The organism is Enterobacter sp. JJBC, from assembly GCF_036936505.1.
GTDB classification, from domain to species: domain Bacteria; phylum Pseudomonadota; class Gammaproteobacteria; order Enterobacterales; family Enterobacteriaceae; genus Enterobacter; species Enterobacter hormaechei_C.
Window position 1 is genome coordinate 3903358 of sequence record NZ_CP136935.1, and the last position, 22961, is coordinate 3926318.

Consider the following 22961-nt stretch of genomic DNA (forward strand, 5'->3'; position numbering starts at 1 on the left):
GCCAGATATGCGGCTTTTAGTTCGTTGTTGTGCTGTCGCGGTAAGAAACTGGAACCACCGCCAGCGTGGATGATATGTTTCCTTGTACTACAGACCCTGTCACGCGACGCCAGATACGGGCATAGAACATTGGGTAGTTTTAGTTGTACCTGCTAAAGCGGAGCAAAGTAACTAACTGATAAATTATAACTTGTTAATTTATGAGGAGACTGGAGCGGGCGAAGGGATTAGAATAGGCTCTCCAATAAATTGAAAAATATGAAATTTTCAAGTTATAACTTTACTTATACCCCCAAAGATACCCCCAAAGCACAGAAGCTTTGAATTCAAGCAATTACCTTTGTCGATAAATCAGCAGGAAGCTAGATGATACCAAATGGCAGGCATACTCAAAAGCAGCGATACCGTTAGCATCAGACTAATTACGATTCATTAAACCCAGATCGCGACGGGCCCTCATGATATCAATAATCGTGAGATATGGCGTTTGTTCTTGCCAGCTAAACCCTCTGCGATCGATACGAACCAGTTCGTACTTTTCGACTAGAAAGTTAATGGCATTAGCGAGAGTGATACCGGCATCGATATGTTCCTGTATGACGGTTTCATCACAGAAAGGTGTATCGTTTAGTGTCAGGCCATAATGCTGTTCCAGCAGACGACTAAGTAGCATTTGCCAGATAGTTACGGGCGACAGGCATGGCTTCGCCGCCCGCATATTTGTTGTAGGTAGAAATTTCAATTTTTCTCTCGTGAAAGTAATTAACGTTGAGTGGGATAAATGGCGATGTATACGTAGCCACAACTACCAAGCGTATCGGCTTCGCAGGTGAGTCCGTTGTGATAGAGGGTGACACAGTGCTGATGGCGGGGGGAGAGTTCTCCGCTGGTGAGTATCAGCTCCAGCTGCTTGAGTATCAACGGGAAGGCCTGGTCGAGGCGCAACGCATGCTCGTCGCTGAAAGCACCGTTAAACCCGGCGCGGTCAGCGAGAAAATGCAGGCGGTCGCCTTCCTGCACCAGACGTGCTCCAAAACAGGGTGTAATCGTACTCTTTAGCCCCCACTGCTGGCAGGGGGGATTCTCCGGTATGGCACCGGATTCTGAGTGATTGTTCATTATTGTTCCTGATTAAAGTGAAGGATTAATTGAGAGTAACGCTTCGAAGAATGACATAGGGACCATTGCGGTCCTGACGACGTTCAGCAAACACGGCCAGAACGCCGCGTATGTCCTCCACCTCGCGGCCAGCATAATGACAGATACTACCTGACCATTTATATTTGCTCGTACTGAAGCGAAACAGTCGGGAGCCAGGATGTTGCCGGTACAGGGTCATTGCCTGGCGTTTGCTGATGATTTTCATATCCAGCCTCGCTCTGCGAACGACACAATGCCCTCTGAACCGATGACCAGATGATCGAGCATGTTCACATCAACCAGTGCCAGCACTTCTTTAAGCCTGCCAGTAATGTTGCGATCGCATTGGCTGGGCTTCGGATCGCCGGATGGATGGTTATGCGCCAGCACGACAGCTGCAGCATTGAAGCGAAGCGCAGACTTCACCACTTCACGGGGATGGACCTGCACATGGTTAACCGAACCGGCAAACAGTGTTTCACTCTCCAGTAAACGATGCTGGTTATCGAGATAGAGCACCATAAACACTTCCCGTTCTTGTCCTGCCAGCTTTAACCGAAGCCAGTCACGGGCTGCCGTACTTGAAGTAAAGGATATGCCAGGCTGACGAAGATATTTATCCAGCAGGTTGATAGCGCGGCGGATGGTCCGTTGGGCATAAGGTGTCAATCCGGAGGTCGCGGGGAGCAGGCAACCATGCTGGGCCATAACCGTCAGTTGGAAAAGTTCAGGCTGTAATGACACCGGGGATAATGCGGTATTCATGTCAGGTATTCCTCAGTCGATTAGATGCATAATGGCGCTGCACTCTGGATGGTTCAACGCGAAGTCTCGTAAGCGATAATAGTGCTCAGTCATCGCGTCACATTCGGTACGGCAGGCGTGATGGCTGTATGCCATCAGGCAGGCGACTATACCTGCCGCTTCTCCAGTAAGTTCCGCGCCGTTGCCATTCATGCTGTTGAACAATGCCCATTTCTCATCGTGCTCTGACTCAGGAGCCATGAAAGCACCGCCGTTGCTGAGTGTCGAAAAGCGCCAGATACCACCTTGGTAATCGGCACACAGTCGATCCATCCAGGCGAAAATGCGAGGTTCAAGGGTTATCCATTGTGGGATGGAGCCAAAGTGCTGCGGCCAGAAGCCGATGCGTAACTCGTCCGGGACCACTGAGGCAGTAATTGCGGTATGCTCCGCGAACTGATTATTTTGTGTATTCATTAAACTATCTCCTTATGCCGGAACTCTTGTTTAACGCCCGAAAAAATCGAGCATGTTTTCTGCCATAACCCACAGGGCGCGATTGAGCTTCACATCGCCATCAATACCGGTAACAGCACGGGTGCGGCTGCTTTTCCCCTGAGCGGTTCGCCCCGACAATCCACCTTTCATCAGGTTCTCCTGCACGCGCTGGTATACGGTCCACAGGTCATCGCTGTAGTCCTCCCGGCGACGTGGGGTCAGCAACTGCGATACCGTGACCGGCTGGTGCTCCTCACCAAATCGATACTTCAGTGCGGCATTTGCCAGCGCGTGACGGGCCGGGGCTGGTAACGCCAGCGACTGCATTGCATCGCGTTTCTCATCCACCCGATCAAAGACCCCGAGCACTTCGTAAGCCCCTTCAATCACCTTCTCGACGACATTACCTTTATGCGGTACCCGCACTTCTCCGAATGACTGACCGCAGACCAGGCCGTTGGTACAGACGCCACGAAACAGTCCCGGCAGCATCTGATAGCTCGAGGAGCCGTCATGACTGTTGAGCAAAATGATTTCCGGTACCTGATGCCCGGTCAGTTGACCGGCACGACGCAGGCGAAGCATGTGTTTGGTGTGTTCCCTCTTGCTCTGGTCGCGAACCTTTGTCTGGCAGGCAAAGAACGGCTCAAAGCCTTCACGCAGCAGGCTTTCGAGGATGGTGATGGTCGGGATGTAGGTGTACCTGTCTGAACGAGATTCATGCTTGTCACTCCCGAACACGCTGGGAACATAGTGAGCAAGTTCATCACGGGTTAAGGGACGGTCACGGCGAACTAGGTTCACCGCACCAAAGCGGGATGCTAATCGCATAATCCACTCCTTTGTGTGTTTATCGGTATAAAAAGAAAAGGCCACGCTCCCGAAGGAACATGGCCTTTAACATTAAAAATGGCGTGGCGGATAAGACGTTATTGCCCCATGTATTCAACCCTGGCACCGGTGGCCTTACCATCAGCACCAACGGTCACCACCACCTTATCGTAGGTACGATATCCGGCATTGTAGACCTCATAAACCACAGTATTTCCCTCCACTTTGTAGCTGCCAAAATCAGCGGCCTCAGCCGTGTCACGGTCATACTCTTTCGTGTACGCTTCTTTGGCCGCTTTCATGACTGAGCCTTTGTTAATCTCCGGCGCTCGACTCCCGGCACTGGCAGCAAGGGCAGATACGTATTTCGGGCAGACCGTCATCATGTCCCCACGGGTGAATGTCAGTTGCGCACCAAAGACCTGAAGGGTCGATGTTTCCTGACCTGCAATCGAAGCAATTGCCTTTCTGGCGGCTGCAGGTGCCTGCCCGCCTTCAACCTCAACAGCCTTAAATCCTGTTTGCTGGTTGCACAACTGAGACGTGGGTACCAGATTGCCGTTTACACTGATGCGACTCCCCATCAGCTCCTGCGGGCCATTGGGGCAGCCCTGCAACTGACCAAAGATGCCAATGGTGTTGTTTTTCAGCATCACCAGTGCCTGACCATTATCGGTCAGCGTCTGGCACCAGCCGTTTTTCACAGCCCAGTTACCCGCCTGAGCAGAAACCGAAACGGCTGACAAAACAAGTGCAATCACGGTCTGAATTTTCATATGTCACCTTATTAATGAATCAGAAGCGGCAACGGGGGACGCGGTACACAGAACCTGATGCATCTTTGTATCCAGACCATCATGTCAACATCCCTGTTCGTCGTGCTCATGAAGACTTTTAAGAAAGAAATATCCCTTTGCTTTGATAGGTAAAAGCGATCAATAGGGGGCTTATACATCGATATTTTAATAGATAAAAACGATCGATATTCTATTATCGATCGTTTTTACAGATCAATATACTGTTTTTTGAATGTGGTAATTGAGGGGTAAAGCGGCAGATTTCAGCCAAATATTCGGTCCCATAATGCCGTGGCAAGTTGCACTAACTTTTGTCGGATACTCCTTAACAGAGCAGTCCAGACAGAAGGCAGGTGGTCAGGATTAATCACCGTGTCAAAAGCCTTACCCGCTGCCTCACCAAACTGCTGCCGTACAGCGGCATCAGTGTACGGGGTCTGATGCTCTGGTTTCAGCTGGCAATACACGGTACTGCTGGCCTGTACGGGCAAGGCATGCACAATCAACTCCACCAGGGCGGGCAGGTTATAGCCGGTATGTGCAGAGACAGCCATGACCGGGAAAGAGGACGGCAACTGACCGGCAACCTGCGCACTGACTGAAGCTAGTGAAAGGCATTGCTCAGAAGAAGGTGATGCCTGCCAGGGCTCACCATCCCTGAGGGGTGGAATACGGTCGGCCTGAGTGAGTACAAACAGGAAACGTGAAGGTTCAGCACCGGCTTCCATCAGTGCCCTGTATGTCGTGATATCCGTTGCCCGGGCACGGTCATCGGCACGCAGTACCCAAATAATCAAATCCAGCTCTCCCAGCAACGCCTTATAGAGCGCCAGATATTCCTCGTCGTATTCCGGTGTTTCGCCCACACCCGGTAAATCCACCAGTGTCATGCTGTGCTCACCAACGGTGAGTAACAGACGCTGGGGTTCGCGGGTGCAGCCTAACAAATCACTGGTCAGACAAACGGGTTGCTGAAAAAGCGCGTTGCATAATGAACTCTTGCCCGCACCACTTTTGCCCATGATGCCTATCACGGGTTCATAGTTAATCGCCTCCTGGAGGCGGGACAGAATACGTTCAGTAGCCTGCCGGGGTAAGAGATTGAGGCAGGTACGCACCACATCACTGGTATCCTGCGGATCGGGGATTTGAGGCATGATTTACTCCTGTGAAAAAACTAGCCGGGAAATTTTTCTCCCGGCGACTCACATGAGTAATGTAGGCGTTATATTTTTTGGAGTTATCGTTGCCTGTCTAGGATGGATTTTTGTAATCAAAAAGCTTGCTTTTATATCTTAGATACTCATCATGAATAAGTTTTTCAATAACTTTAATCTCTTTTTTATTAAGTGCCACTGCTAACTCAGATAATTCCTTGCTGGCTTTGGCAGAGATTGTCAAATCATGTTTTCCAGACCTTCTTTTTCGTTGCTTAAAAGAATCACTCATTTTTTTCAGGAGTGCACTTTTATCATCCAGAAATTTTCTGTAATTTTCCACATCCAGTTTATTCGGGATGGCCCAGCAATCAATCGCGCCCATTACACCAATGTATCGCTCATTAAGGTCTGCGGGTTTAAACCAGGACAGAACATTTCTTTTTATATCCTTTTTCTTTGATAAATACGACCATGCCCACTCAATGCCTTCATTATCATTTTTCTTTAACCATCTGGGGCTTTGAACCTGACTATTAAAAACAAGCCAGATACTACGAATATAATCGAATGTTTTCTTACTTTGATATGGACTGAGGGAACAAGACAGTTTATTCATGAAGGTAATAATTACCCGACTTCTTTCAGCTGAACTCGTTGGATTACCAGATAGTCTGAAAAAAGAGTATAAGTTTTCCTCTCTTTGATCCCATCCCGGAATTAACACAGCCGTATCTTCAGGTAAATAAAGCTCCCGGGCAGAGGCTTTTCGTATATACGCCCAGAACCAAAAAATAGCACGTGAATTAACCGCCCCCTTCAACCACTTTAAATCGACGTCTTGTAGACATGAAGAATCTTCACCATGAAGACTTTTAGTTTTAACATTGCGTTTTTCCCCGGCCTGCATATTTTGCATTAAACGCTTAAAAGCTTCATCACCCCTGGTGGCGTTATTACTGCTTTCAGACACCGGGGGGCTTGAGATCGGTTCTCCTGTCCTGACTTCAATATCAGAATCCTCGGCCGCCTGCGCAGACTCACCTTCTGGCCAAGAGTCGATACTAAATTCTCTCTCAGGACTGGTAAAGCGGCTCCCTCCCTCAAGGGGAGGTTCTTCTGGCCTTGCTAATTCTTCAGCGCCCAGTTTACCAATCCCTTTTGGATAATAATTCTCATTATCACTATCGCTCACCGTTACCTCCTGTAGTAAAATCCACCATAAACAGTATGTATAATGAATCGATTATGAAGTAAACAAGTTTTTATTTTGAATGAAAATAGCTCGAAAATTGTAAGTTTTTTGTAAGAGTAAAATCGACGCCAACCTCTAAAATAAAGGGGGTTCCGGCGATTTACCAGGTAAAAATGAACATTCATAAACTTGTACAGCATACATAAATTTGTGGCAGGCATTCACTATGTTTTACATTGTCACGCGCACCGCGAATGTAGCTCACGTCAGTTCTGTTCTTATTATCAGGGTACAGGGCTGGACACGTTGTGTCCTGACAGCACTACTAGCTGGTGAGAACTAGCTGATGTAATTTTCTACTTATCAGCTGATGGTATGAGAAGGATGCCCGTTACTCTATCGATGGCAACTGGCCCTCTCCCGAACTCACACTAAATCGCGGGAGCATTACCATGACAAACAAAACTCATCCGATATCATCCAGTACCCAAACAACCACATCTTTACTGAATGATCAGCTCGTTGATATGACATTCATCACTGGCTATACAAACATGACCGATAAATGGTTCTACCGATTAATTTCAGAAAATGCGTTCCCTGCACCAATTAAACTGGGGCGTAGCTCACGCTGGCTAAAAAGCGAAGTGGAAAAATGGATGCTGGATAGAATACAAGCATCTCGAGGTTAGAACCTTTAATGTTGGTGTTTTACACAGGAAGGTTACGTAATTTAATATAGGTTTTTTAATATAATTATACTCACTCTCATTTGTTCTTATATTCATCGCTTACTATCAAAGCCCGTTCAAGCACCCTCGCAAACAATATTTCAACAACCACTATCATCTTTTTAAAGTGATAATTAATTTAAGTATCAGTTCAGTATTGGCTTAAAGAAAAGCCTTGCATGAAATATCATTAAATTAGTGCTTGTACTGACCTCTCTCATCATATGCAGTGGAATAATCATGCTTAAAAATTCAGATAGAAATTTTAATGAAGACTGGTTTCTGGCTTCAGTTCTTAATGCGCACATCGATGAAATGATATACAGATACTCATGCCTTTTGGCATTACGTATGGATTTTTTCTACCAAAAGGAAAGTGTCAGGTATTCACACTTAAATCACCAAACACTTGAACATGACTTGCGTGAACTAATGGAGAAAATGACAAAAGAGAAAGGTGTGGTGGGCTATTTCTGGGTTGTCGAATGGACTGAACGACATAGATACCATGCGCATGTCGTATTCTGGCTGGACAGACAAAAAACACAGCACTCTTATCCCTTTGCCCTTACAGCAAATACACTTTGGGAGGAAATAACGCACCGGGACGGCGTATCGCACCGATGTGAATATCGGCCGCAGTATTCTGGAAATATCAATATACCTGTTCGGTATAACGATCCGGAAAGCATTAACAATATCCGTCATGTTCTGAGCTATCTGGCTAAGGAAGAACAAAAAGAAGGTTTGTGTGCATACGGCTGTAATGACGTTCCTCCACGCTCAGCGGCAGGGCGTCCACGTAAGCCAGGCCCCTGATCCTACGGCTACGCAACTGGCTCTGCATCCTGTACAAACCCCGTTATTACGGCGACAAATAATGTCCTCGCAGTCGTGACCGGACCAGCACACTTGAAGCTTGTCGCTCCAACCGCAGTGAATCAGCAAATCCACAACTCCATTTATACCCGGCAGCTCTCCTGTCGGGTATTTCTCATACCTGTCAAACAAGGGAAATCAAAAATGAAACAGCCAGAGAACACGATCGTGGTAAAGGTGGCGGAATACAGTTTATACATCACCCGGCTTAGGGTCTGCCGGGATAGCCTGGCTGGATGATGTAGTGATGCCGAGCGGCGTGGCTGGCGTTTGAGAGCGCTTGAGCAGTTAAGTAAAGCCTCATCGCTCTACTGCCAAAGGGCTAACTCTGCCGATACCAGCAGTGGAACAGCCCTTCAACTCAGGTTAAGCATCGTGACCACTGGAACCTCCGTTGCAGATTAAGTCGTTTCTCCAGTTTGACTCTCAGGCATGTTGACTATGGTTTCCTGGGAAAATAAGTTATTATTTCCACAATTCCGGAAATATAGAAATAAAATGCAAATGGAGCTTTCAAAAGCAGCAGACACCCTGAAAGAGCTGGGTCATCCTACACGACTGAGCGTGTACAGAGAGCTGGTTAAAGCCGGACATAAAGGGTTACCGGTTGGCGAACTGCAGAAGCGGCTCGACATCCCTGCCTCTACGCTGAGCCATCATCTCTCATCGCTGATATCAGTCTCTCTGGTACGCCAGGAACGTCAGGGCAGAACGCTCTTTTGCCATGCTCGATATGAAAACCTTGAGGCTCTGATTGCCTTCCTGACCGAAGAATGCTGCTCAGGAACTGACGACTGCCTCACCATGCCCCAGAAGACGGAGAACTAAAATGACAGGTGATCTTAAGAATGTTGATTCGGGTTTGTTCGACACCTCAATCACAGAGGCAAGATTCGGTGTTCCTGCCGTTCCCCATCCTCCACGTATCCTCATGTTGTACGGCTCTGTGCGCGAACGTTCCTATAGCCGACTGGCAACGGAAGAAGCGGCAAGGTTACTGACCGCAATGGGCGCAGACGTGCGGATCTTCAATCCTTCTGGCTTGCCTCTTCCTGATGATGCACCTGACTCGCATCCTAAAGTCATGGAACTGCGCGAGCTGGTTCGTTGGTCCGAAGGGATGGTGTGGTGTTCCCCTGAACGCCATGGTGCGATGACCGGCATCATGAAGGCCCAGATTGATTGGATACCGTTATCAGAAGGTGCAGTTCGCCCTTCGCAGGGTAAGACGCTGGCCGTAATGCAGGTCTGCGGTGGCTCTCAGTCTTTCAATGCCGTAAACCAGATGCGCATTCTTGGCCGCTGGATGCGGATGATCACCATCCCGAATCAGTCCTCTGTCGCAAAAGCCTGGCAGGAGTTTGATGAAGATGGACGCATGAAGCCGTCGTCTTATTACGACCGGATCGTGGATGTGATGGAAGAACTGGTGAAATTTACTCTGCTGACCCGAGGTAACTCAGCCTATCTCGTTGATCGCTACAGCGAACGAAAAGAGTCAGCAGAAGAACTTTCCCGGCGGGTTAATCAGAGCAAAATCTGAGGGCTGGTATGAGTGATATAACGGCATTCAACAACTGCATGAGCGTGTTCTGGCGGCAACATGAAGCCGAACTCTCTCGCTTCCTGACATCGAAGACAGGTGATAGCGAAAAAGCAGCCGACCTTCTGCAAGAGCTATTCCTGCGTGCCCGCGCTCATTCAGACAGTTTCTGCGAGATGGAGAATCCGCGAGCCTGGCTATATCGGGCGGCGAGGAATCTGCTGATTGATGAGTACCGCACCACCAGGGAGTTTGTTGAGCTGGAAGAAGATGCCCTATTAACAGACGCATCCCCTGATGCAATCTCAATGCTGGGTATATGCCTGCCTGAAACATTACAGGCTTTACCCGAAGATGAGCGGTGGTTGATTGAAGAGTCCGACCTTAACCGGCGTCCCCAGCAGTCTCTGGCCGATGAACTGGGAATCACGCTTACGGCGTTTAAATCCCGTCTGCTTCGGGCCAGGAAGCACCTGAAAGAAACGATGACAGAACTTTGTCAGATTGAGGCGGATGACATGTCTCCCGTCTGCTGCCACAAAAAAATGAATTAATCGCGCATCTTTTTCCCACCACCTTCGTTTACCTCAGTGTAAAGCCAAATGACTAAACACAGAGGTAAACAGTCCATGTCAAAAATTGAGATCTTTGAAGCTGCAGGCTGCTGCGCAACCAGTAGCGTTGTGGTCAGTGACGAAGCCGTCAAATGGAACGCCAGCGCCGAATGGGCGAAAAAAAATGGCGTTGATATTCAGCGCTACAGCCTCGCGAAGAATCCGCAGCAGTTCCTGAATACGCCTGTCATCAAAGAGTTCCTGAACACATCAGGGATGGAATCCCTTCCTGTCACCTTACTTGACGGCAAGCTGGTAATGGCAGGCAAACTGCCGACTCGTGAAGATATCGCCCGATGGGCAGGTACTCCGCTTACTCAGGACTGGAACGAAGACAGCACGCAACCAAGCTGCTGCAGCATTCCACGTATGCCTTAATTCCAGAGGAGCTATCACTGATGAATATGCCATTTTTAAAAGACATTCCTCCGTTCATCTTCTTCACAGGCAAAGGTGGCGTGGGTAAAACATCTCTGGCCTGTGCTACTGCGGTATGGCTGGCCGATCAAGGCAAGAGAACACTTCTGGTGAGTACCGATCCGGCTTCCAATGTCGGCCAGGTATTTAGCCAGACTATCGGCCACCGAATCACAGATATCAGTACCGTACAAAATCTTGCGGCGATGGAAGTTGACCCGATGGCTGCAGCGCAAGCCTATCGTGACCGAGTGCTCGACCCTGTTCGCGGGCTGATGCCAGCCGATGTGGTCAGCAGTATTGAAGAGCAACTCTCCGGTTCTTGTACTACGGAAATCGCGGCATTTGATGAGTTTACTGGTCTTCTTACCAACCATGAGTTGCGGGAAAAGTATGACCATATCGTATTTGATACAGCGCCAACCGGTCATACCATCCGTATGCTTGAGCTGCCAGGAGCCTGGAGCGGTTATCTCGAAACGAACCCTGATGCTGCCGCTAACCTCGGGCCGCTGGTGGGGCTGGAGAAACAACAGCACCAGTACTCAGACGCGGTTAAGGCGCTCTCTGATGCTGCACTCACGCGTCTGGTTCTGGTTGCCCGCGCCCAGGCTTCGACACTAAAAGAGGTTTCCCATACTCATGATGAGCTATCTGCTATCGGTTTGCAGCATCAACACCTTGCCATTAATGGCGTGTTGCCGCCATTTGTGGGTGAAAATGATCCGCTGGCGCAAAGTATTTTGGCTCGGGAAGAACAAGCGCTACTTGCTATGCCAGAGAATCTGGCGCACCTTCCCCGCTCGCAGCTGTATCTGAAGCCATTTAATCTGGTCGGTCTCGAAGCCTTGCGTGAGTTATTTACAGAGAGCGAAGCCTCGATGTCTCTCCCAACTACCACGCTGAATACTCTGGATTTACCGAAACTTGCCTCGCTGGTGGATGAACTCAGCCTGACAGGTAAAGGTCTGGTAATGACGATGGGTAAAGGCGGTGTGGGCAAAACGACTCTTGCGGCATCGGTGGCGGTATCTCTGGCAAAACGCGGCCATAAGGTCCATCTGACGACGTCAGATCCGGCAGCACATCTGTCTTATACTCTGGATGGCTCGCTACCAAATCTTCAGGTCAGCCGTATCGACCCGAAGGTAGAGACGGAACGCTATCGTCGCTTTGTTCTGGAAAATCAGGGGAAAGGGCTGGATGCGGAAGGGCTGACGGTACTGGAGGAAGATCTCCGTTCGCCCTGTACTGAAGAGATCGCGGTCTTCCAGGCATTCTCACGGATCATCAAAGAGGCCGACGACCATTTTGTCATTATGGACACGGCACCCACGGGCCATACGCTGTTGCTACTGGATGCAACCGGAGCCTATCACCGGGAAATGGTGCGCCAGATGGGGCAAACACATGACCAGGTGATGACGCCAATGATGCAATTGCGGGACCCGGAGAAGACGAAGGTGATTATCGTGACGCTTGCCGAAACGACACCGGTGCTGGAAGCAGCAAACCTGCAACAGGATTTGCGTCGGGCTGAAATTGAACCATGGGCATGGGTAATCAATAGCAGTCTGGCTGCTGCGAAACCGTCCTCACCGTTCCTGGTAACCCGAGCCAGCCGCGAACTGCCGCTGATAAATGACGTTACAGAGCAGTTTGCAAAGCGTATTGCATTAACGCCACTGCAGAACGAAGAACCAGTGGGTGCGGCTCTGCTGGCAAAAATGGCAGGCTAATAGATGGGGCTACGGCCCCATTTACTGCAGCCAAACTTTTGCTTATACAGGTTATAAGTTTAAGTACTTAACCTGCTGTCGCGAATTCCGGTAGTTTGTAAAACACCATTACTGGAGTAACACGATGCACATTATTAATGCTGAAGAACAGCACATTACCGCGATACGCAATATCTATGCTCACCATGTTCTGCATGGTACAGGTAGCTTCGAAACCGAACCTCCGGATACGCAGGAAATGCTTAACCGACTGAGGAGCATTCAGTCTCGGGGATTCCCATGGTATGTCGCCCTGCAGGGCGATACGATTATCGGCTACTGTTATATTTCCCGTTACCGCGAACGCCATGCTTATCGGTTCACGGTTGAAAATTCGATATATATTGATCCGGCTTATCAGCGACAGGGCGTCGGAAAAGCACTGCTCGATCATGCATTAAAATGGGCCGAATCTGAGGGATATCGTCAGATGATTGCTGTTGTGGGTGACAGCGCTAACGTCGCTTCTGTTGCGCTGCATATCCGCGCAGGATTTACTGAAATAGGCACATTAAAGGATATTGGTTTCAAACATGGCCGCTGGCTTGACACGGTTTTGCTACAAATGAAACTTGGTGAAGGGAATAGTACTCTGCCAGAAGATTCAGATCTTATGCTCTGAGGCAGGAATAAGGGGGCGTCTGCCCCCTTTATCTTTATTTCAATCGCTTACCTGTTTCATCAACGACTTTCTCGCCGTCTTCCTTAGCAAATGCGCCTTTTTGCGCATCCGGAAGAATATCCAGTACCACTTCGGAAGGGCGGCACAGACGCGTTCCCAACGCTGTCACCACAATCGGGCGGTTAATCAGGATCGGATGCTGAAGCATAAAATCGATTAACTGATCGTCAGTAAACTTATCTTCCGCAAGCCCCAGTTCTTCATAAGGCTCGACGTTTTTACGCAGCAGCGCCCGTACTGTAATCCCCATATCTGCGATAAGTTTGACCAGTTCATCGCGTGACGGTGGATTTTCAAGATAATGAATAACGGTTGGTTCATTACCGCTGTTGCGGATCATCTCCAGCGTATTACGCGACGTGCCGCAGGCCGGGTTGTGATAAATGGTGATATTGCTCATATCAGTATCTCATTACAAAGTGAAAGAGAGACGTAGCGCCAGCGCTGCCAGCGTTACAAACAGCACAGGCAGAGTCATGACGATCCCGGTGCGGAAATAGTATCCCCAGGTGATGGTCATATTCTTCTGTGAAAGGACATGCAACCAGAGCAGCGTTGCCAGGCTACCAATAGGTGTAATTTTAGGTCCCAGATCGCAGCCAATCACGTTGGCATAAATCATCGCTTCTTTGATAACGCCTGTTGCGGTGCTTCCATCGATAGAAAGAGCGCCAACCAGCACGGTAGGCATGTTGTTCATGATGGAAGACAGGAAAGCCGTCAGGAAGCCAGTACCCAGCGTCGCAGCCCAGAGTCCTTTATCCGCCAGTACATTCAGCACACCTGAAAGGTATTCGGTTAGCCCGGCGTTGCGCAGACCGTAGACCACCAGGTACATCCCCAATGAGAAGATGACGATCTGCCATGGCGCACCGCGCAGCACTTTGCCAGTGTTAATGGCATGGCCTCGTTTAGCTACTGCAAACAGGATCACAGCGCCAACAGCCGCAATCGCGCTAACGGGAATACCGAGCGGCTCAAGGACAAAGAACCCAACCAGCAGAAGTATTAAAACTATCCAGCCGGTTCTGAAGGTTGCCAGATCTTTAATCGCTTTTGCCGGAGCTTTCAGAAGAGCCAGGTCGTAAGTCGGTGGGATATCCTTGCGGAAGAACAGATACAGCATAACCAGCGTGGCAACAATGGCTGCAATATCAACCGGCACCATTACCGACGCATACTCGGTGAAGCCCAGTCCAAAGAAGTCCGCCGAGACGATATTCACCAGGTTCGACACGATAAGCGGCAGGCTGGCCGTATCGGCAATAAACCCGGCAGCCATGACAAATGCCAGTGTCGTGCCTTTGCTGAACCCTAATGCCAGCAGCATGGCGATGACTATCGGCGTCAGAATAAGTGCCGCACCATCGTTGGCAAACAGTGCCGCCACCGCCGCACCGAGCAGAACGATATACGTAAAGAGCAAACGTCCACGACCGTTACCCCAGCGGGAAACGTGCAGCGCTGCCCATTCGAAAAAGCCGGACTCATCAAGCAGCAGGCTGATAATAATTACGGCAATAAAGGTCGCCGTCGCGTTCCAGACGATATTCCACACCACCGGAATATCGCCCAGATGCACAACGCCAGATATCAGAGCCAGTCCCGCGCCCAGCATTGCACTCCAGCCGATCCCTAATCCCTTTGGTTGCCAGATAACCAAAACAATGGTCAGGACAAAAATAGCGCCTGCCAGTAACATAAAACCTCCTGACAGGGCGACTTTGCCGCCCTGTATATGCCAAAAAATTAACTCATCAACTCTCTGAGCTTTTTAATACCGGCGGGCTCTGACGCCAGCACCGGAACAAGCGCTATACGTTCAGCGTGCTGATTCTTAACAGCCTCAATCTGAGGCCGTTCCTGCCGGGCGCGCTGGCAAAGCAACGGAGAACGCGTATCCGCAATGGAAAGGCTGTTATTGATAATCCAGCCCCACGGATGAATCCCCGCTCTTTCAAGGTCAGCCTGCAGGTTTGCCGCTTCCTGAACCGGTGTGGTTTCAGGAAGCGTAACAAGCAGAACTTTGGTTCTATCCGGATCCTGAAGCTGCATCATTGGGGTAGTAAAATGACCTTTACTCCCCATTTTTTTTGCAATCTCTCGGTGGTAAGCCCCGGTCGCATCCAGCAGCAACAGCGTGTGTCCGGTAGGGGCGGTATCCATGACAACAAACCGTTTACCCGCTTCACGAATCACCCTGGAAAAGGCCTGAAACACGGCAATTTCTTCAGTACAGGGAGAGCGCAAATCCTCTTCCAGTAGCCGTTTCCCTGCTTCGTCCAGATCTTTACCCTTCGTCTCAAGAACATGCTGGCGATAGCGTTCGGTTTCTTCGTGTGGATTAATCCTGCTGACCTGCAGGTTATTAAGGCTACCGTTCAGCGTGGTACTGAGATGTGCAGCGGGATCTGAGGTGGTGAGATGGACATCAAATCCCATATCCGCCAGCCTTACGGCGATGGCAGCAGCCATCGTGGTTTTACCCACGCCACCTTTGCCCATCAGCATAATCAGGCCGTGTTCACTGCGAGCGATATCATTGACCAGGCCAGAGAGCGATATGTTTTCAGGCGTGTACTGGATGTTCGTTACCGGGAGCGGTAATGCCTCAGAACGGGTATCCAGCAGTCCCTTCAATGCTGAAACACCAACCATATTGACTGGCTGTAGTAATAGGGTATCTGTCGGCAACCCGGATAAACCGGCAGGAAGATTTGCCAGTGCCTCCTGTTCACGTTGCCATATCGCAGCGGCCAGGGCGTCATGTTCAGCTTCGGCTTTAGGCAGCACACCATTAATCACCAGGTACTGGTTTATCAGGCCAATTGCGGCGAGTTCTTCATGGGTGCGGGCGACTTCCTGCAGCGTGGATTTTTGCAGTCTTGCAACCAGAACCAGGCGGGTACGTTCAGGATCGGATAACGCCTCTACCGCATGAGCATACTGCTCACGCTGCTTTTCCAGTCCGGCCATTGGGCCAAGACAGGAAGCACCATCCGGGTTACTCTCAATGAAGTTACTCCAGGCACCGGGAAGCTGGAGAAGGCGAATAGTGTGGCCCGTCGGCGCTGTATCAAAAATGATGTGATCGAAGCGGGTCAGCAGGGAAGCGTCTGTCAATAAGCCGGTGAACTCATCAAACGCCGCAATCTCAGTGGTACAGGCTCCTGAAAGCTGCTCGCTGATACTGTTAACAACGTCATCAGGCAAAAGACCTTTGATAGGATCAACGATTCTGGAACGATATTGTTTGGCGGCTTCCTGCGGGTCGATTTCCAGAGCGGAAAGTCCAGGAACTGCTGCCACAGGGCGAATGGTGTTACCGATAGCCTGATCGAATACCTGGCCGACATTGGAGGCCGGATCGGTACTGACCAGCAAAACCCGCTTACCCTGTTCAGCAAGGCGGATTGCCGTCGCGCAGGAAATAGAAGTTTTTCCTACACCTCCCTTACCGGTAAAAAACAGGTAAGGCGGGATATTCTGTAAGAATTTCATATGTCCTCCTGACATACTCAGCAACAGGAAGTATTACCACCACAACAGCTGGTGGGAGCTAAACCTACCTTCTCCAGCGGTATACCGAACCAGCGAGCCAGCTCAGCGCGTTTTGGGTATCGCCCTGCCATCACCGTTTCACCGTCCAACAGCAGTAACGGAAGCCCTTCTGCTCCAGATGCTTCGAGGAATGCTTTCGCTTTCTCATTTTGAACAAAGCTCATGGGCTGCTGCGCCAGGTTGTAACGTTCAACCTGTACGCCACGTCCTTTCAGCCATTGCACATCAGCAGAAAAATCAACCAGAACCTGATCGACATCTGAGCCACATACGCCGGTACTGCAGCACATTGCCGGGTCAAACACCGTTAACTTTTTCATTCTGAACACCTCACATTCGAGAAATCATATATGTTCAGGCAAATTTTTTAGATACAAACAGCCTTACCGCTACCAGAGCAGTTTGCTGATGCCAGCTTACGGGCGATGGCCTGCACATCGTCCTGTTGGCTTAACCAGGCCTGCTCAATCACCTGAGCGGCCCAGGAAGGAATATGCGGGGATAAGCGGTAGTGAACCCACTTGCCCTGTTTACGATCCAGCAATAGACCACTTTCCCGGAGCATTGCCAGATGACGGGAAATCTTGGGCTGCGACTGTTCTAGCGCAGTGCAAAGGTCGCACACGCACAGCTCTCCCATCTCTCTAAGCAGCAACACGATGCCCAAACGGGTTTCATCGGAGAGGTTTTTGAAGAGTTGTAGGGGGATAAGCGACATTAAGGACTCCTGTTTTTCTCTGATACTAATCAAATTAACATATATGTCAAATCGTATTCAATTTGATATCTATACAACCTGTTTTGATAATTTATAACCTTTAGATACCAACTCTAAAGTGAAAGCATCTCCAATTTTGCTAATCATAGGTTTACAACAATGAATGAGAGGATATTATCATCAAAAGTGTTCATCATGGATGAGAGGAAAATGAGTTCGACACAGCAAGATTACCTCTACAGACAGTTCTTTCGGTTAAAAGTACATGAATGTATGGGAGACAGTTTTCAGGCGCTTTTTTCGAAGGTTATGCAATACGCGACTCCTGGCTTTCAAGCTGTTTCCCCTTGGGGAAACTGGGGAGATGGCGGGAATGATGGGTGGATTGCTCATGAGGCTCATTACTTCCAAGTTTATGGACCTAAACCTTCAAATCAAACCAAAGAGCTAGAAGCTGTTAATAAATCGATTGGCGACTTTGATAAATTAGTCGCCAAATGGGGGAAAGTATCAAAATATACTTTTGTAATGAATGATTATTTCAAGGGTATTCCAGCACCTGTTGGACTTTCATTAAATACACTTGCAATCAGTAAAAGTCTTAATCACGCAGGTGCAATGGGTGGGATGGAGCTACTTCAAAAGTTTATGTCATTATCCGAGGGTGAAAAGCAAGATATTGTAGGTTTCATTCCTGAGGTTGATTTAGACTTTACAGATACTCGAGCTGTTGGCGAAGTATTGACTTTTTTAGCACAAAAATCTTCTTCACCCATGAATTTTTTAAGTGAAACAGCCCCGGACTTCGAAGATAAAATAAAAATAAATGGTATTACAAAACCAATAAAAAGCAGGCTGGAATCTTTTAGCTATCAACTATATTTGATAAATGAATTTTTAGATTCTGTTGATAGTGGTCTTGAACAAACTATAGCTCAAGAAGTTAGAGATACTTATGCAAAAAGTAAATTGGCGATAACTGAAGATAACCACAATTATGCAGATTTAAGATATACTTGGATGATAGATAAACTCCTTCCCCCGCAAGTTCCCACAAGTGCGGTCGCGAGTTATCGATTTGCAGCAGAGTTAATTTTAGCTAAATATTTTGAGACATGTGATGCTTATGAACATCCAAGCAATGCTTCTGCCACATAAGCATGTTAGGTTTAGTAACTCCCTAATTGCGATTGCAGGATACATCCGTTCGTTAATTGATGGACCGGTATCCATAGAAGAACTATGGACAAAAATAGAGCGGAAAAATAAATCAACGATAATCACGCCCTCTTTTACACAATTTATACTTGCCGTAGACATTCTTTTTTGCATCAAAGAAATAACGCTAGATAATGAAAACAGAATAATGCCAATCTGTTGCAATGATGACAAATTAAAAAATAAGGAAAGTTAAATGAAGTTAATTCGCTTAACTTGCGATCAGCCAACTTTTCATCCAGTGCATTTCAATGATACAGGACTAACGTTGATCATTGGTGATAGCTCTAAAGAAAAAGAAGGCAGTAGTAACGGAGTCGGTAAGACACTTATTCTCGGTCTCATTCAACATTGTTTAGGAGCTAATGCTGATAAAAAATTAACTTCAGCAGTTCCAGATTGGTGGTTCTCTTTACTTTTTTCTCATAATGGAGTTGAGTACTTAATATCTAGAACGGGCAATGGAAAAAAATTATTATTAAATGACAAAACAATATCTTTAAAAGCATTTAAAGATTTATTAGATAAAATAGGAATATTTAATCTTGAGAATAACATTCCGTATTTATCATTCAGATCTTTATTTAAGCGTTTTTCGCGATATACCAGAGATGACTGCATCAGTCCAACTAGGACAAAAAAGGAGCAAGACTTTGAAGCATTGCTTCGTACCGCATTTCTTCTCGGTATAGATCATAATTTAATATTATCTAAAAGAAATAATAAGCAAGAGCTGGATAAAGTAAGTCAATCTCTAAAAAATTGGCAAGACGATGATATTCTAAAAGACATGTTTAGAGCAGGCTCTCAACCTAAAGTACGCTATGAGTGGCTAGAAAGAGAGATCCCAAGACTGCAGGATGAACTGAATGCATTTCAAGTTCACGAGCAATACAGAGCTATTGAGAATGAAACAAACAGTTTAACTATAAAATTACGAGAAGTTGAAAAAAACAAAAATATAGCTGAATTTAAAGTAAATAATATAGAAAAAACTTTATTAGAACACCCTGACATTTCAAGAGAAGAGCTTCTTGAACTGTACAATGGCTTACAAGAGATTTTCAAGCCAGAAACATTGGCCCATTTTGAGTCAGTTGAAAATTTTCACAAATCATTATCTTTTAACAGAAAGAAAAGACTTGAAAATGATAAAGTAAAACTTTTGTTAGAAATTGAATCTCTTAAAATTGACATTAAGGATATTTCAGCATTACGTGATTCATATTTGGAATCCCTGCAAGGCAAGAAAGCATTTGATGAATACGCAGTCATAGCTAGACAACTAGCTGAATTTAAAGAAGAAAAAGAAAGGTTACATGATTATTTAAATTTTTCTATTAATCTTCAACAGAAAGCTCAAAATCTAAGAGAACGAAAAGTTGAACAAGACAGATTAGCGGTAAACTATGCTTCTACAAATCCTCTTTCAGAATACGATAAAATTTTTGCTGAGCTCGCAGAAATAATGTACCCAAGGGTACCAGCAGGAATAGTTTTGGATGTTAATACTGGTGACAACAAAATTCGTTATGATCTAAGCATCCAAATCGAGGGTGATGATTCGGATGGGATCAATGATGCTAGGATATTATGCTTTGACTGGTTAGTATTTACATGTGGTGAAAACCATGCCATGGATATGCTATGGCATGATAACCGTCTTTTTGCTGATATAGATCCCGGTGTTCGCGCAAGATGGTTCTCATTTGTCAATCAGTCATTAAAACGAAGCGGAAAGCAATATATAGCATCTTTAAACACTGAAAACTTTAATGCTATGGAAACAACTTTATCTGAAATCGAAATGTTAGAACTGAAATCAAAAATTGTTCTTACTCTACGTGGCGATAAAGCAGAGAATAAACTTCTCGGCATTCAATTTGGAAGTAAAAAGTAATCCTCCGGCAGGCACTGCCTGCCGAGTATCATTTGCTTGCTCGTTATCGGTAGCACTATCAACCTACCCCGAGACTCAAAATTCACTCTCATCTTTTTTCTGTAATGCCACCTCAAGGCTATCAAACAATTTTTCTCCAAGAGATTGTGCGTGATCCAGCAACATTTCTAAATCCTGTTCAGTAATCACTACCGAATTACCTTCTTTATCTTTCCCGCCACGATGGACTAAATGATTACGCTTTTGAGTTGCTATTTCGATCGCATCTATTGGCCACTCTTTATGTACTTTTATATCAAATGTAGCTTTATAACGTCCTACAACTTTGTTTGTACTATGCCAACTTGCACTAATCAAATGCTCTTTAATTACCTTAATTAATTGCGCCCTCATGTTTTCAATAGTTTCTCCTTTGAATGGCAAAGCCAATATTTCTTTATTTACCTTAAATTCCGTCTTACCTTTTTCTATAAAGTCAGCAAGATATGAGTCGTTTTTATCTATAGAGTTAATAAATAACTCAACATAAAGTGTTTCCAGGGCTGTAATGACATTAATATATAGGATGCTAAGCAGATGATCTTTTTGTTTATCTTTAAATTCGCCTTTAGACAGCAATTTTATTCCATCAATGCTTTCAACGAACTTAGAAAAAGGATGTTCAGAAGATGTAACAGCATCATACAAGTCTTCATCGTACCAATCATTAATATTATTTGAATTACCAGACCATTCATAGCACTGTTCTTGTAATTCATTGACTAATTCTTGGATATAATCAAATTTCACGTGTCCTTCAAACATCGCTTGCAACTCTTCACTTGCTTCGTATGGGCCCCCATAAATGTAAGCATACCCGCCTTCACGGGATTCATACGGGCAAGAGTTCGCGGGATCTTCAAAATTCTCAAAAAACCAATTCCGCATAACTTCGAGTTGATTTGCTTTACTTATATATTGCAGAGATTTGAGCGGAACTTTTTTACCATTAACATTAAAAACGACTTTCACGATGTAACGCCTCTTTGAAAAAGTTATAACATTTTGACTCACTCCTCAAAGACTAACATAGCATGATTTTCTTCCCTAACCCCCGCAGATCTTTACATCCAACGGCACGAAAAAAAAATTGCAAAAAGTATTAACTCCCAAAAAAATAGGTTCACGTTGAGCCTCTTCTCAGCGAAGAGGCTCAACTTGCCCCTTCTCACTCTAATTCAGCAGTCAAGCTAATAGCTGCATAAGCTAGCGATGATCCGGATTTGCCTGCTTGACCGATGAAATCTCCATACCACTGCATCATCTCCCGCCGACCTTCCAAATATTGAGCATGGTTATACGTCCCACGAATTGAGTTCTTATCGACGTGAGCCAGCTGTAACTCAATCCAGGCCGAGTTGAATCCCTGCTCATGCAAAATGGTACTCATCGTGTGGCGGAATCCATGCCCTGTAACGCGCCCGGCATAGCCGATACGCCTTACCAACACAGTTAATGCCATATCACTCATCGGTTTCTTAGGATTATTACGTCCTGGGAACAGCAACGTTCCTGCTCCAGTCATGGGTTTAAGCTGATTAAGCAGGTCAATTGCCTGGCTTGATAACGGAACCAGATGAGGTCGGCGCATTTTCATTCGCTCTGCTGGCACGTTCCAAACCTTCCGCTCAAAATCAAATTCCTGCCACTCCGCTTGCCTCAACTCCCCAGGCCTTACTCCTGTCAGAATAAGTAATTGCATCGCAATCTTAACAAGCACACTACCGGCATAGGTGTTCAGAGTCCGAAGAAACTCTGGCAATTCATCCTGGGTTAAAAAAGCATAGTGCTCTTTCTCATGAGGAGTCACGGCGCTGGCTAGATCTGGTGCTGGATTGTACTCGGCCCTGCCAGTCACAACGGCATACTTCCAGACTTCTCCACAACGCTGGCGAACCTTACGGACCTTCTCAGTTGCTCCTCGTGCTTCTATTTTTGAAAGAACAGCAAGCAGCTCCATCGGCTTGATATCTTTGATTGGCCGGTGACCGATATAAGGGAACACATCCTTTTCAAAGGTTCTCAGCATTTCTTCGCGGTAGGAGACAGACCAGCGGTCATAGCGACGCTGATACCACTCCCGCGTGATAGCCTCAAAAGAGTTTTCTGCATCTTGTTGACGACTAAGTTTCTCAATTTTCCGTTCAAGAGAAGGATCGTTGCCAGCCGCTAATGTCCTTTTTGCATCCTCACGCTTATTTCTGGCTTCAGCTAAAGAAACATCGGGGTAAACGCCAATAGCGAGCAGCTTCTCTTTACCTAGCGAACGGTATTTGAGACGCCAGTATCTTTTACCGTTGGGATTAACCAGCAGGTAAAGACCACCACCATCAGCGAGTTTGTAGGGCTTATCTTTAGGTTTTGCAGTTTCAACCTGACGAGCTGTCAGCTTCATTGGGGGTACCTCTCAGCAGGGGGTACAATTATACCCCCATCCATACCCCCACATTGAGCTTGACCCTGGGGGAGTACAATTGAGTTCAATAGACTAATAGAATGCTATAACTGCTGATTTATCA

General features: G+C 46.9%; 26 protein-coding genes. 10 read left to right on the forward strand and 16 right to left on the reverse strand.

What is annotated here, in order from left to right; genetic code table 11:
* Positions 1 to 418: 418 nt before the first annotated feature.
* The 9 genes from RY075_RS18725 to RY075_RS18765 form a co-directional block, all read right to left on the reverse strand.
* The gene (locus RY075_RS18725; RefSeq protein ID WP_242662839.1) at positions 419 to 718 is read right to left on the reverse strand and encodes a TA system toxin CbtA family protein; all 300 of its coding nucleotides are present in this window, start codon (positions 716 to 718) and stop codon (positions 419 to 421) included.
* A 44-nt stretch (positions 719 to 762) separates the two neighbouring features.
* Positions 763 to 1119, reverse strand: coding sequence for a type IV toxin-antitoxin system YeeU family antitoxin (locus tag RY075_RS18730; protein WP_049116113.1), 357 nt, complete (start codon positions 1117 to 1119; stop codon positions 763 to 765).
* A 25-nt stretch (positions 1120 to 1144) separates the two neighbouring features.
* Entirely contained in the window at positions 1145 to 1366 is a 222-nt protein-coding gene (locus RY075_RS18735) for a DUF987 family protein (protein ID WP_047644100.1), read from the reverse strand.
* Positions 1363 to 1905 (reverse strand): DNA repair protein RadC, encoded by a 543-nt coding sequence (gene radC, locus RY075_RS18740; protein WP_082827672.1) that lies wholly within the window; start codon positions 1903 to 1905, stop codon positions 1363 to 1365. The genes RY075_RS18735 and radC overlap by 4 nt, the downstream gene beginning before the upstream one ends.
* Before the next feature lie 12 nt (positions 1906 to 1917).
* Positions 1918 to 2361 carry an antirestriction protein gene (locus tag RY075_RS18745; protein WP_063437482.1) on the reverse strand — a complete coding sequence of 148 codons (444 nt, stop codon included), beginning with the start codon at positions 2359 to 2361 and terminating at the stop codon, positions 1918 to 1920.
* A gap of 30 nt (positions 2362 to 2391) precedes the next feature.
* Complete coding sequence (locus RY075_RS18750) at positions 2392 to 3213, reverse strand: DUF932 domain-containing protein (protein WP_063437481.1); 822 nt, start codon at positions 3211 to 3213, stop codon at positions 2392 to 2394.
* A 98-nt stretch (positions 3214 to 3311) separates the two neighbouring features.
* Positions 3312 to 3989 (reverse strand): hypothetical protein, encoded by a 678-nt coding sequence (locus tag RY075_RS18755; protein ID WP_063437480.1) that lies wholly within the window; start codon positions 3987 to 3989, stop codon positions 3312 to 3314.
* Between the two features lie 284 nt (positions 3990 to 4273).
* On the reverse strand, positions 4274 to 5167 hold the full coding sequence (locus RY075_RS18760; RefSeq protein WP_063437479.1) for a GTPase: 894 nt from the start codon (positions 5165 to 5167) through the stop codon (positions 4274 to 4276).
* A 97-nt stretch (positions 5168 to 5264) separates the two neighbouring features.
* Positions 5265 to 6362 (reverse strand): hypothetical protein, encoded by a 1098-nt coding sequence (locus RY075_RS18765; protein WP_338627890.1) that lies wholly within the window; start codon positions 6360 to 6362, stop codon positions 5265 to 5267.
* Positions 6363 to 6814: 452 nt separating this feature from the next.
* Between RY075_RS18765 and RY075_RS18770 the strand changes: the two genes are divergently transcribed.
* From RY075_RS18770 to RY075_RS18805, 8 genes are all read left to right on the forward strand, one after another.
* Positions 6815 to 7054: an AlpA family phage regulatory protein gene (locus tag RY075_RS18770; protein ID WP_048215604.1), complete on the forward strand. Its 240-nt coding sequence runs from the start codon at positions 6815 to 6817 to the stop codon at positions 7052 to 7054.
* A gap of 279 nt (positions 7055 to 7333) precedes the next feature.
* Positions 7334 to 7912 carry a hypothetical protein gene (locus RY075_RS18775; protein ID WP_338627891.1) on the forward strand — a complete coding sequence of 193 codons (579 nt, stop codon included), beginning with the start codon at positions 7334 to 7336 and terminating at the stop codon, positions 7910 to 7912.
* 564 nt (positions 7913 to 8476) lie between these two features.
* Positions 8477 to 8800: a metalloregulator ArsR/SmtB family transcription factor gene (locus RY075_RS18780; protein ID WP_038423487.1), complete on the forward strand. Its 324-nt coding sequence runs from the start codon at positions 8477 to 8479 to the stop codon at positions 8798 to 8800.
* Between the two features lies 1 nt (position 8801).
* Entirely contained in the window at positions 8802 to 9515 is a 714-nt protein-coding gene (gene arsH / locus RY075_RS18785; RefSeq protein WP_032410135.1) for an arsenical resistance protein ArsH, read from the forward strand.
* Positions 9516 to 9523: 8 nt separating this feature from the next.
* Entirely contained in the window at positions 9524 to 10069 is a 546-nt protein-coding gene (locus RY075_RS18790) for a sigma-70 family RNA polymerase sigma factor (RefSeq protein WP_063618742.1), read from the forward strand.
* Positions 10070 to 10144: 75 nt separating this feature from the next.
* A complete protein-coding gene (locus RY075_RS18795) occupies positions 10145 to 10507 on the forward strand; it encodes an arsenic metallochaperone ArsD family protein (protein WP_004129372.1) in 363 nt (120 codons plus the stop codon).
* Between the two features lie 20 nt (positions 10508 to 10527).
* Positions 10528 to 12285: an arsenical pump-driving ATPase gene (gene arsA / locus RY075_RS18800; RefSeq protein WP_151602251.1), complete on the forward strand. Its 1758-nt coding sequence runs from the start codon at positions 10528 to 10530 to the stop codon at positions 12283 to 12285.
* A 124-nt stretch (positions 12286 to 12409) separates the two neighbouring features.
* Entirely contained in the window at positions 12410 to 12946 is a 537-nt protein-coding gene (locus tag RY075_RS18805; RefSeq protein WP_038423326.1) for a GNAT family N-acetyltransferase, read from the forward strand.
* A gap of 34 nt (positions 12947 to 12980) precedes the next feature.
* On the opposite strand, the gene arsC is transcribed toward RY075_RS18805, so the two are convergent.
* The 5 genes from arsC to arsR are packed head-to-tail and all read right to left on the reverse strand — an operon-like array spanning position 12981 to position 17285.
* Complete coding sequence (arsC, locus tag RY075_RS18810; protein WP_063438092.1) at positions 12981 to 13406, reverse strand: glutaredoxin-dependent arsenate reductase; 426 nt, start codon at positions 13404 to 13406, stop codon at positions 12981 to 12983.
* 12 nt (positions 13407 to 13418) lie between these two features.
* Positions 13419 to 14708 (reverse strand): arsenite efflux transporter membrane subunit ArsB, encoded by a 1290-nt coding sequence (arsB, locus tag RY075_RS18815; RefSeq protein WP_063438093.1) that lies wholly within the window; start codon positions 14706 to 14708, stop codon positions 13419 to 13421.
* A gap of 47 nt (positions 14709 to 14755) precedes the next feature.
* Positions 14756 to 16507, reverse strand: a complete 1752-nt coding sequence (gene arsA, locus RY075_RS18820) for an arsenite efflux transporter ATPase subunit ArsA (RefSeq protein WP_151602254.1) — start codon at positions 16505 to 16507, stop codon at positions 14756 to 14758.
* Between the two features lie 17 nt (positions 16508 to 16524).
* Positions 16525 to 16887: an arsenite efflux transporter metallochaperone ArsD gene (gene arsD / locus RY075_RS18825; protein WP_047644109.1), complete on the reverse strand. Its 363-nt coding sequence runs from the start codon at positions 16885 to 16887 to the stop codon at positions 16525 to 16527.
* Between the two features lie 47 nt (positions 16888 to 16934).
* Positions 16935 to 17285, reverse strand: coding sequence for an As(III)-sensing metalloregulatory transcriptional repressor ArsR (gene arsR, locus RY075_RS18830; RefSeq protein ID WP_057107865.1), 351 nt, complete (start codon positions 17283 to 17285; stop codon positions 16935 to 16937).
* Between the two features lie 210 nt (positions 17286 to 17495).
* Between arsR and RY075_RS18835 the strand changes: the two genes are divergently transcribed.
* Positions 17496 to 18443, forward strand: coding sequence for an ABC-three component system protein (locus RY075_RS18835; protein WP_047644116.1), 948 nt, complete (start codon positions 17496 to 17498; stop codon positions 18441 to 18443).
* Positions 18444 to 18699: 256 nt separating this feature from the next.
* Positions 18700 to 20403 carry a DUF2326 domain-containing protein gene (locus RY075_RS18840; protein ID WP_047644112.1) on the forward strand — a complete coding sequence of 568 codons (1704 nt, stop codon included), beginning with the start codon at positions 18700 to 18702 and terminating at the stop codon, positions 20401 to 20403.
* A 75-nt stretch (positions 20404 to 20478) separates the two neighbouring features.
* Here RY075_RS18840 and RY075_RS18845 read toward each other — a convergent pair whose 3' ends face one another.
* Together RY075_RS18845 and RY075_RS18850 are read right to left on the reverse strand one after the other, a co-directional pair.
* The gene (locus RY075_RS18845) at positions 20479 to 21414 is read right to left on the reverse strand and encodes a hypothetical protein (RefSeq protein ID WP_058687311.1); all 936 of its coding nucleotides are present in this window, start codon (positions 21412 to 21414) and stop codon (positions 20479 to 20481) included.
* Positions 21415 to 21610: 196 nt separating this feature from the next.
* A complete protein-coding gene (locus RY075_RS18850) occupies positions 21611 to 22837 on the reverse strand; it encodes an integrase arm-type DNA-binding domain-containing protein (protein WP_063438095.1) in 1227 nt (408 codons plus the stop codon).
* Positions 22838 to 22961: the final 124 nt, after the last annotated feature.

Coding starts and splice junctions, on each gene's coding strand:
- arsB (WP_063438093.1), bottom strand. CDS start 14,708: ATGTTACTGGCAGGCGCTATTTTTGTCCTGACCATTGTTTTGGTTATC.
- RY075_RS18795 (WP_004129372.1), top strand. CDS start 10,145: ATGTCAAAAATTGAGATCTTTGAAGCTGCAGGCTGCTGCGCAACCAGT.
- RY075_RS18835 (WP_047644116.1), top strand. CDS start 17,496: ATGAGTTCGACACAGCAAGATTACCTCTACAGACAGTTCTTTCGGTTA.
- arsD (WP_047644109.1), bottom strand. CDS start 16,887: ATGAAAAAGTTAACGGTGTTTGACCCGGCAATGTGCTGCAGTACCGGC.
- RY075_RS18745 (WP_063437482.1), bottom strand. CDS start 2,361: ATGAATACACAAAATAATCAGTTCGCGGAGCATACCGCAATTACTGCC.
- RY075_RS18775 (WP_338627891.1), top strand. CDS start 7,334: ATGCTTAAAAATTCAGATAGAAATTTTAATGAAGACTGGTTTCTGGCT.
- RY075_RS18725 (WP_242662839.1), bottom strand. CDS start 718: ATGCGGGCGGCGAAGCCATGCCTGTCGCCCGTAACTATCTGGCAAATG.
- RY075_RS18755 (WP_063437480.1), bottom strand. CDS start 3,989: ATGAAAATTCAGACCGTGATTGCACTTGTTTTGTCAGCCGTTTCGGTT.
- arsA (WP_151602254.1), bottom strand. CDS start 16,507: ATGAAATTCTTACAGAATATCCCGCCTTACCTGTTTTTTACCGGTAAG.
- RY075_RS18840 (WP_047644112.1), top strand. CDS start 18,700: ATGAAGTTAATTCGCTTAACTTGCGATCAGCCAACTTTTCATCCAGTG.
- arsC (WP_063438092.1), bottom strand. CDS start 13,406: ATGAGCAATATCACCATTTATCACAACCCGGCCTGCGGCACGTCGCGT.
- RY075_RS18750 (WP_063437481.1), bottom strand. CDS start 3,213: ATGCGATTAGCATCCCGCTTTGGTGCGGTGAACCTAGTTCGCCGTGAC.
- RY075_RS18805 (WP_038423326.1), top strand. CDS start 12,410: ATGCACATTATTAATGCTGAAGAACAGCACATTACCGCGATACGCAAT.
- RY075_RS18730 (WP_049116113.1), bottom strand. CDS start 1,119: ATGAACAATCACTCAGAATCCGGTGCCATACCGGAGAATCCCCCCTGC.
- arsA (WP_151602251.1), top strand. CDS start 10,528: ATGAATATGCCATTTTTAAAAGACATTCCTCCGTTCATCTTCTTCACA.
- RY075_RS18760 (WP_063437479.1), bottom strand. CDS start 5,167: ATGCCTCAAATCCCCGATCCGCAGGATACCAGTGATGTGGTGCGTACC.
- RY075_RS18735 (WP_047644100.1), bottom strand. CDS start 1,366: ATGAAAATCATCAGCAAACGCCAGGCAATGACCCTGTACCGGCAACAT.
- arsH (WP_032410135.1), top strand. CDS start 8,802: ATGACAGGTGATCTTAAGAATGTTGATTCGGGTTTGTTCGACACCTCA.
- RY075_RS18790 (WP_063618742.1), top strand. CDS start 9,524: ATGAGTGATATAACGGCATTCAACAACTGCATGAGCGTGTTCTGGCGG.
- radC (WP_082827672.1), bottom strand. CDS start 1,905: ATGAATACCGCATTATCCCCGGTGTCATTACAGCCTGAACTTTTCCAA.
- RY075_RS18850 (WP_063438095.1), bottom strand. CDS start 22,837: ATGAAGCTGACAGCTCGTCAGGTTGAAACTGCAAAACCTAAAGATAAG.
- RY075_RS18770 (WP_048215604.1), top strand. CDS start 6,815: ATGACAAACAAAACTCATCCGATATCATCCAGTACCCAAACAACCACA.
- arsR (WP_057107865.1), bottom strand. CDS start 17,285: ATGTCGCTTATCCCCCTACAACTCTTCAAAAACCTCTCCGATGAAACC.
- RY075_RS18780 (WP_038423487.1), top strand. CDS start 8,477: ATGGAGCTTTCAAAAGCAGCAGACACCCTGAAAGAGCTGGGTCATCCT.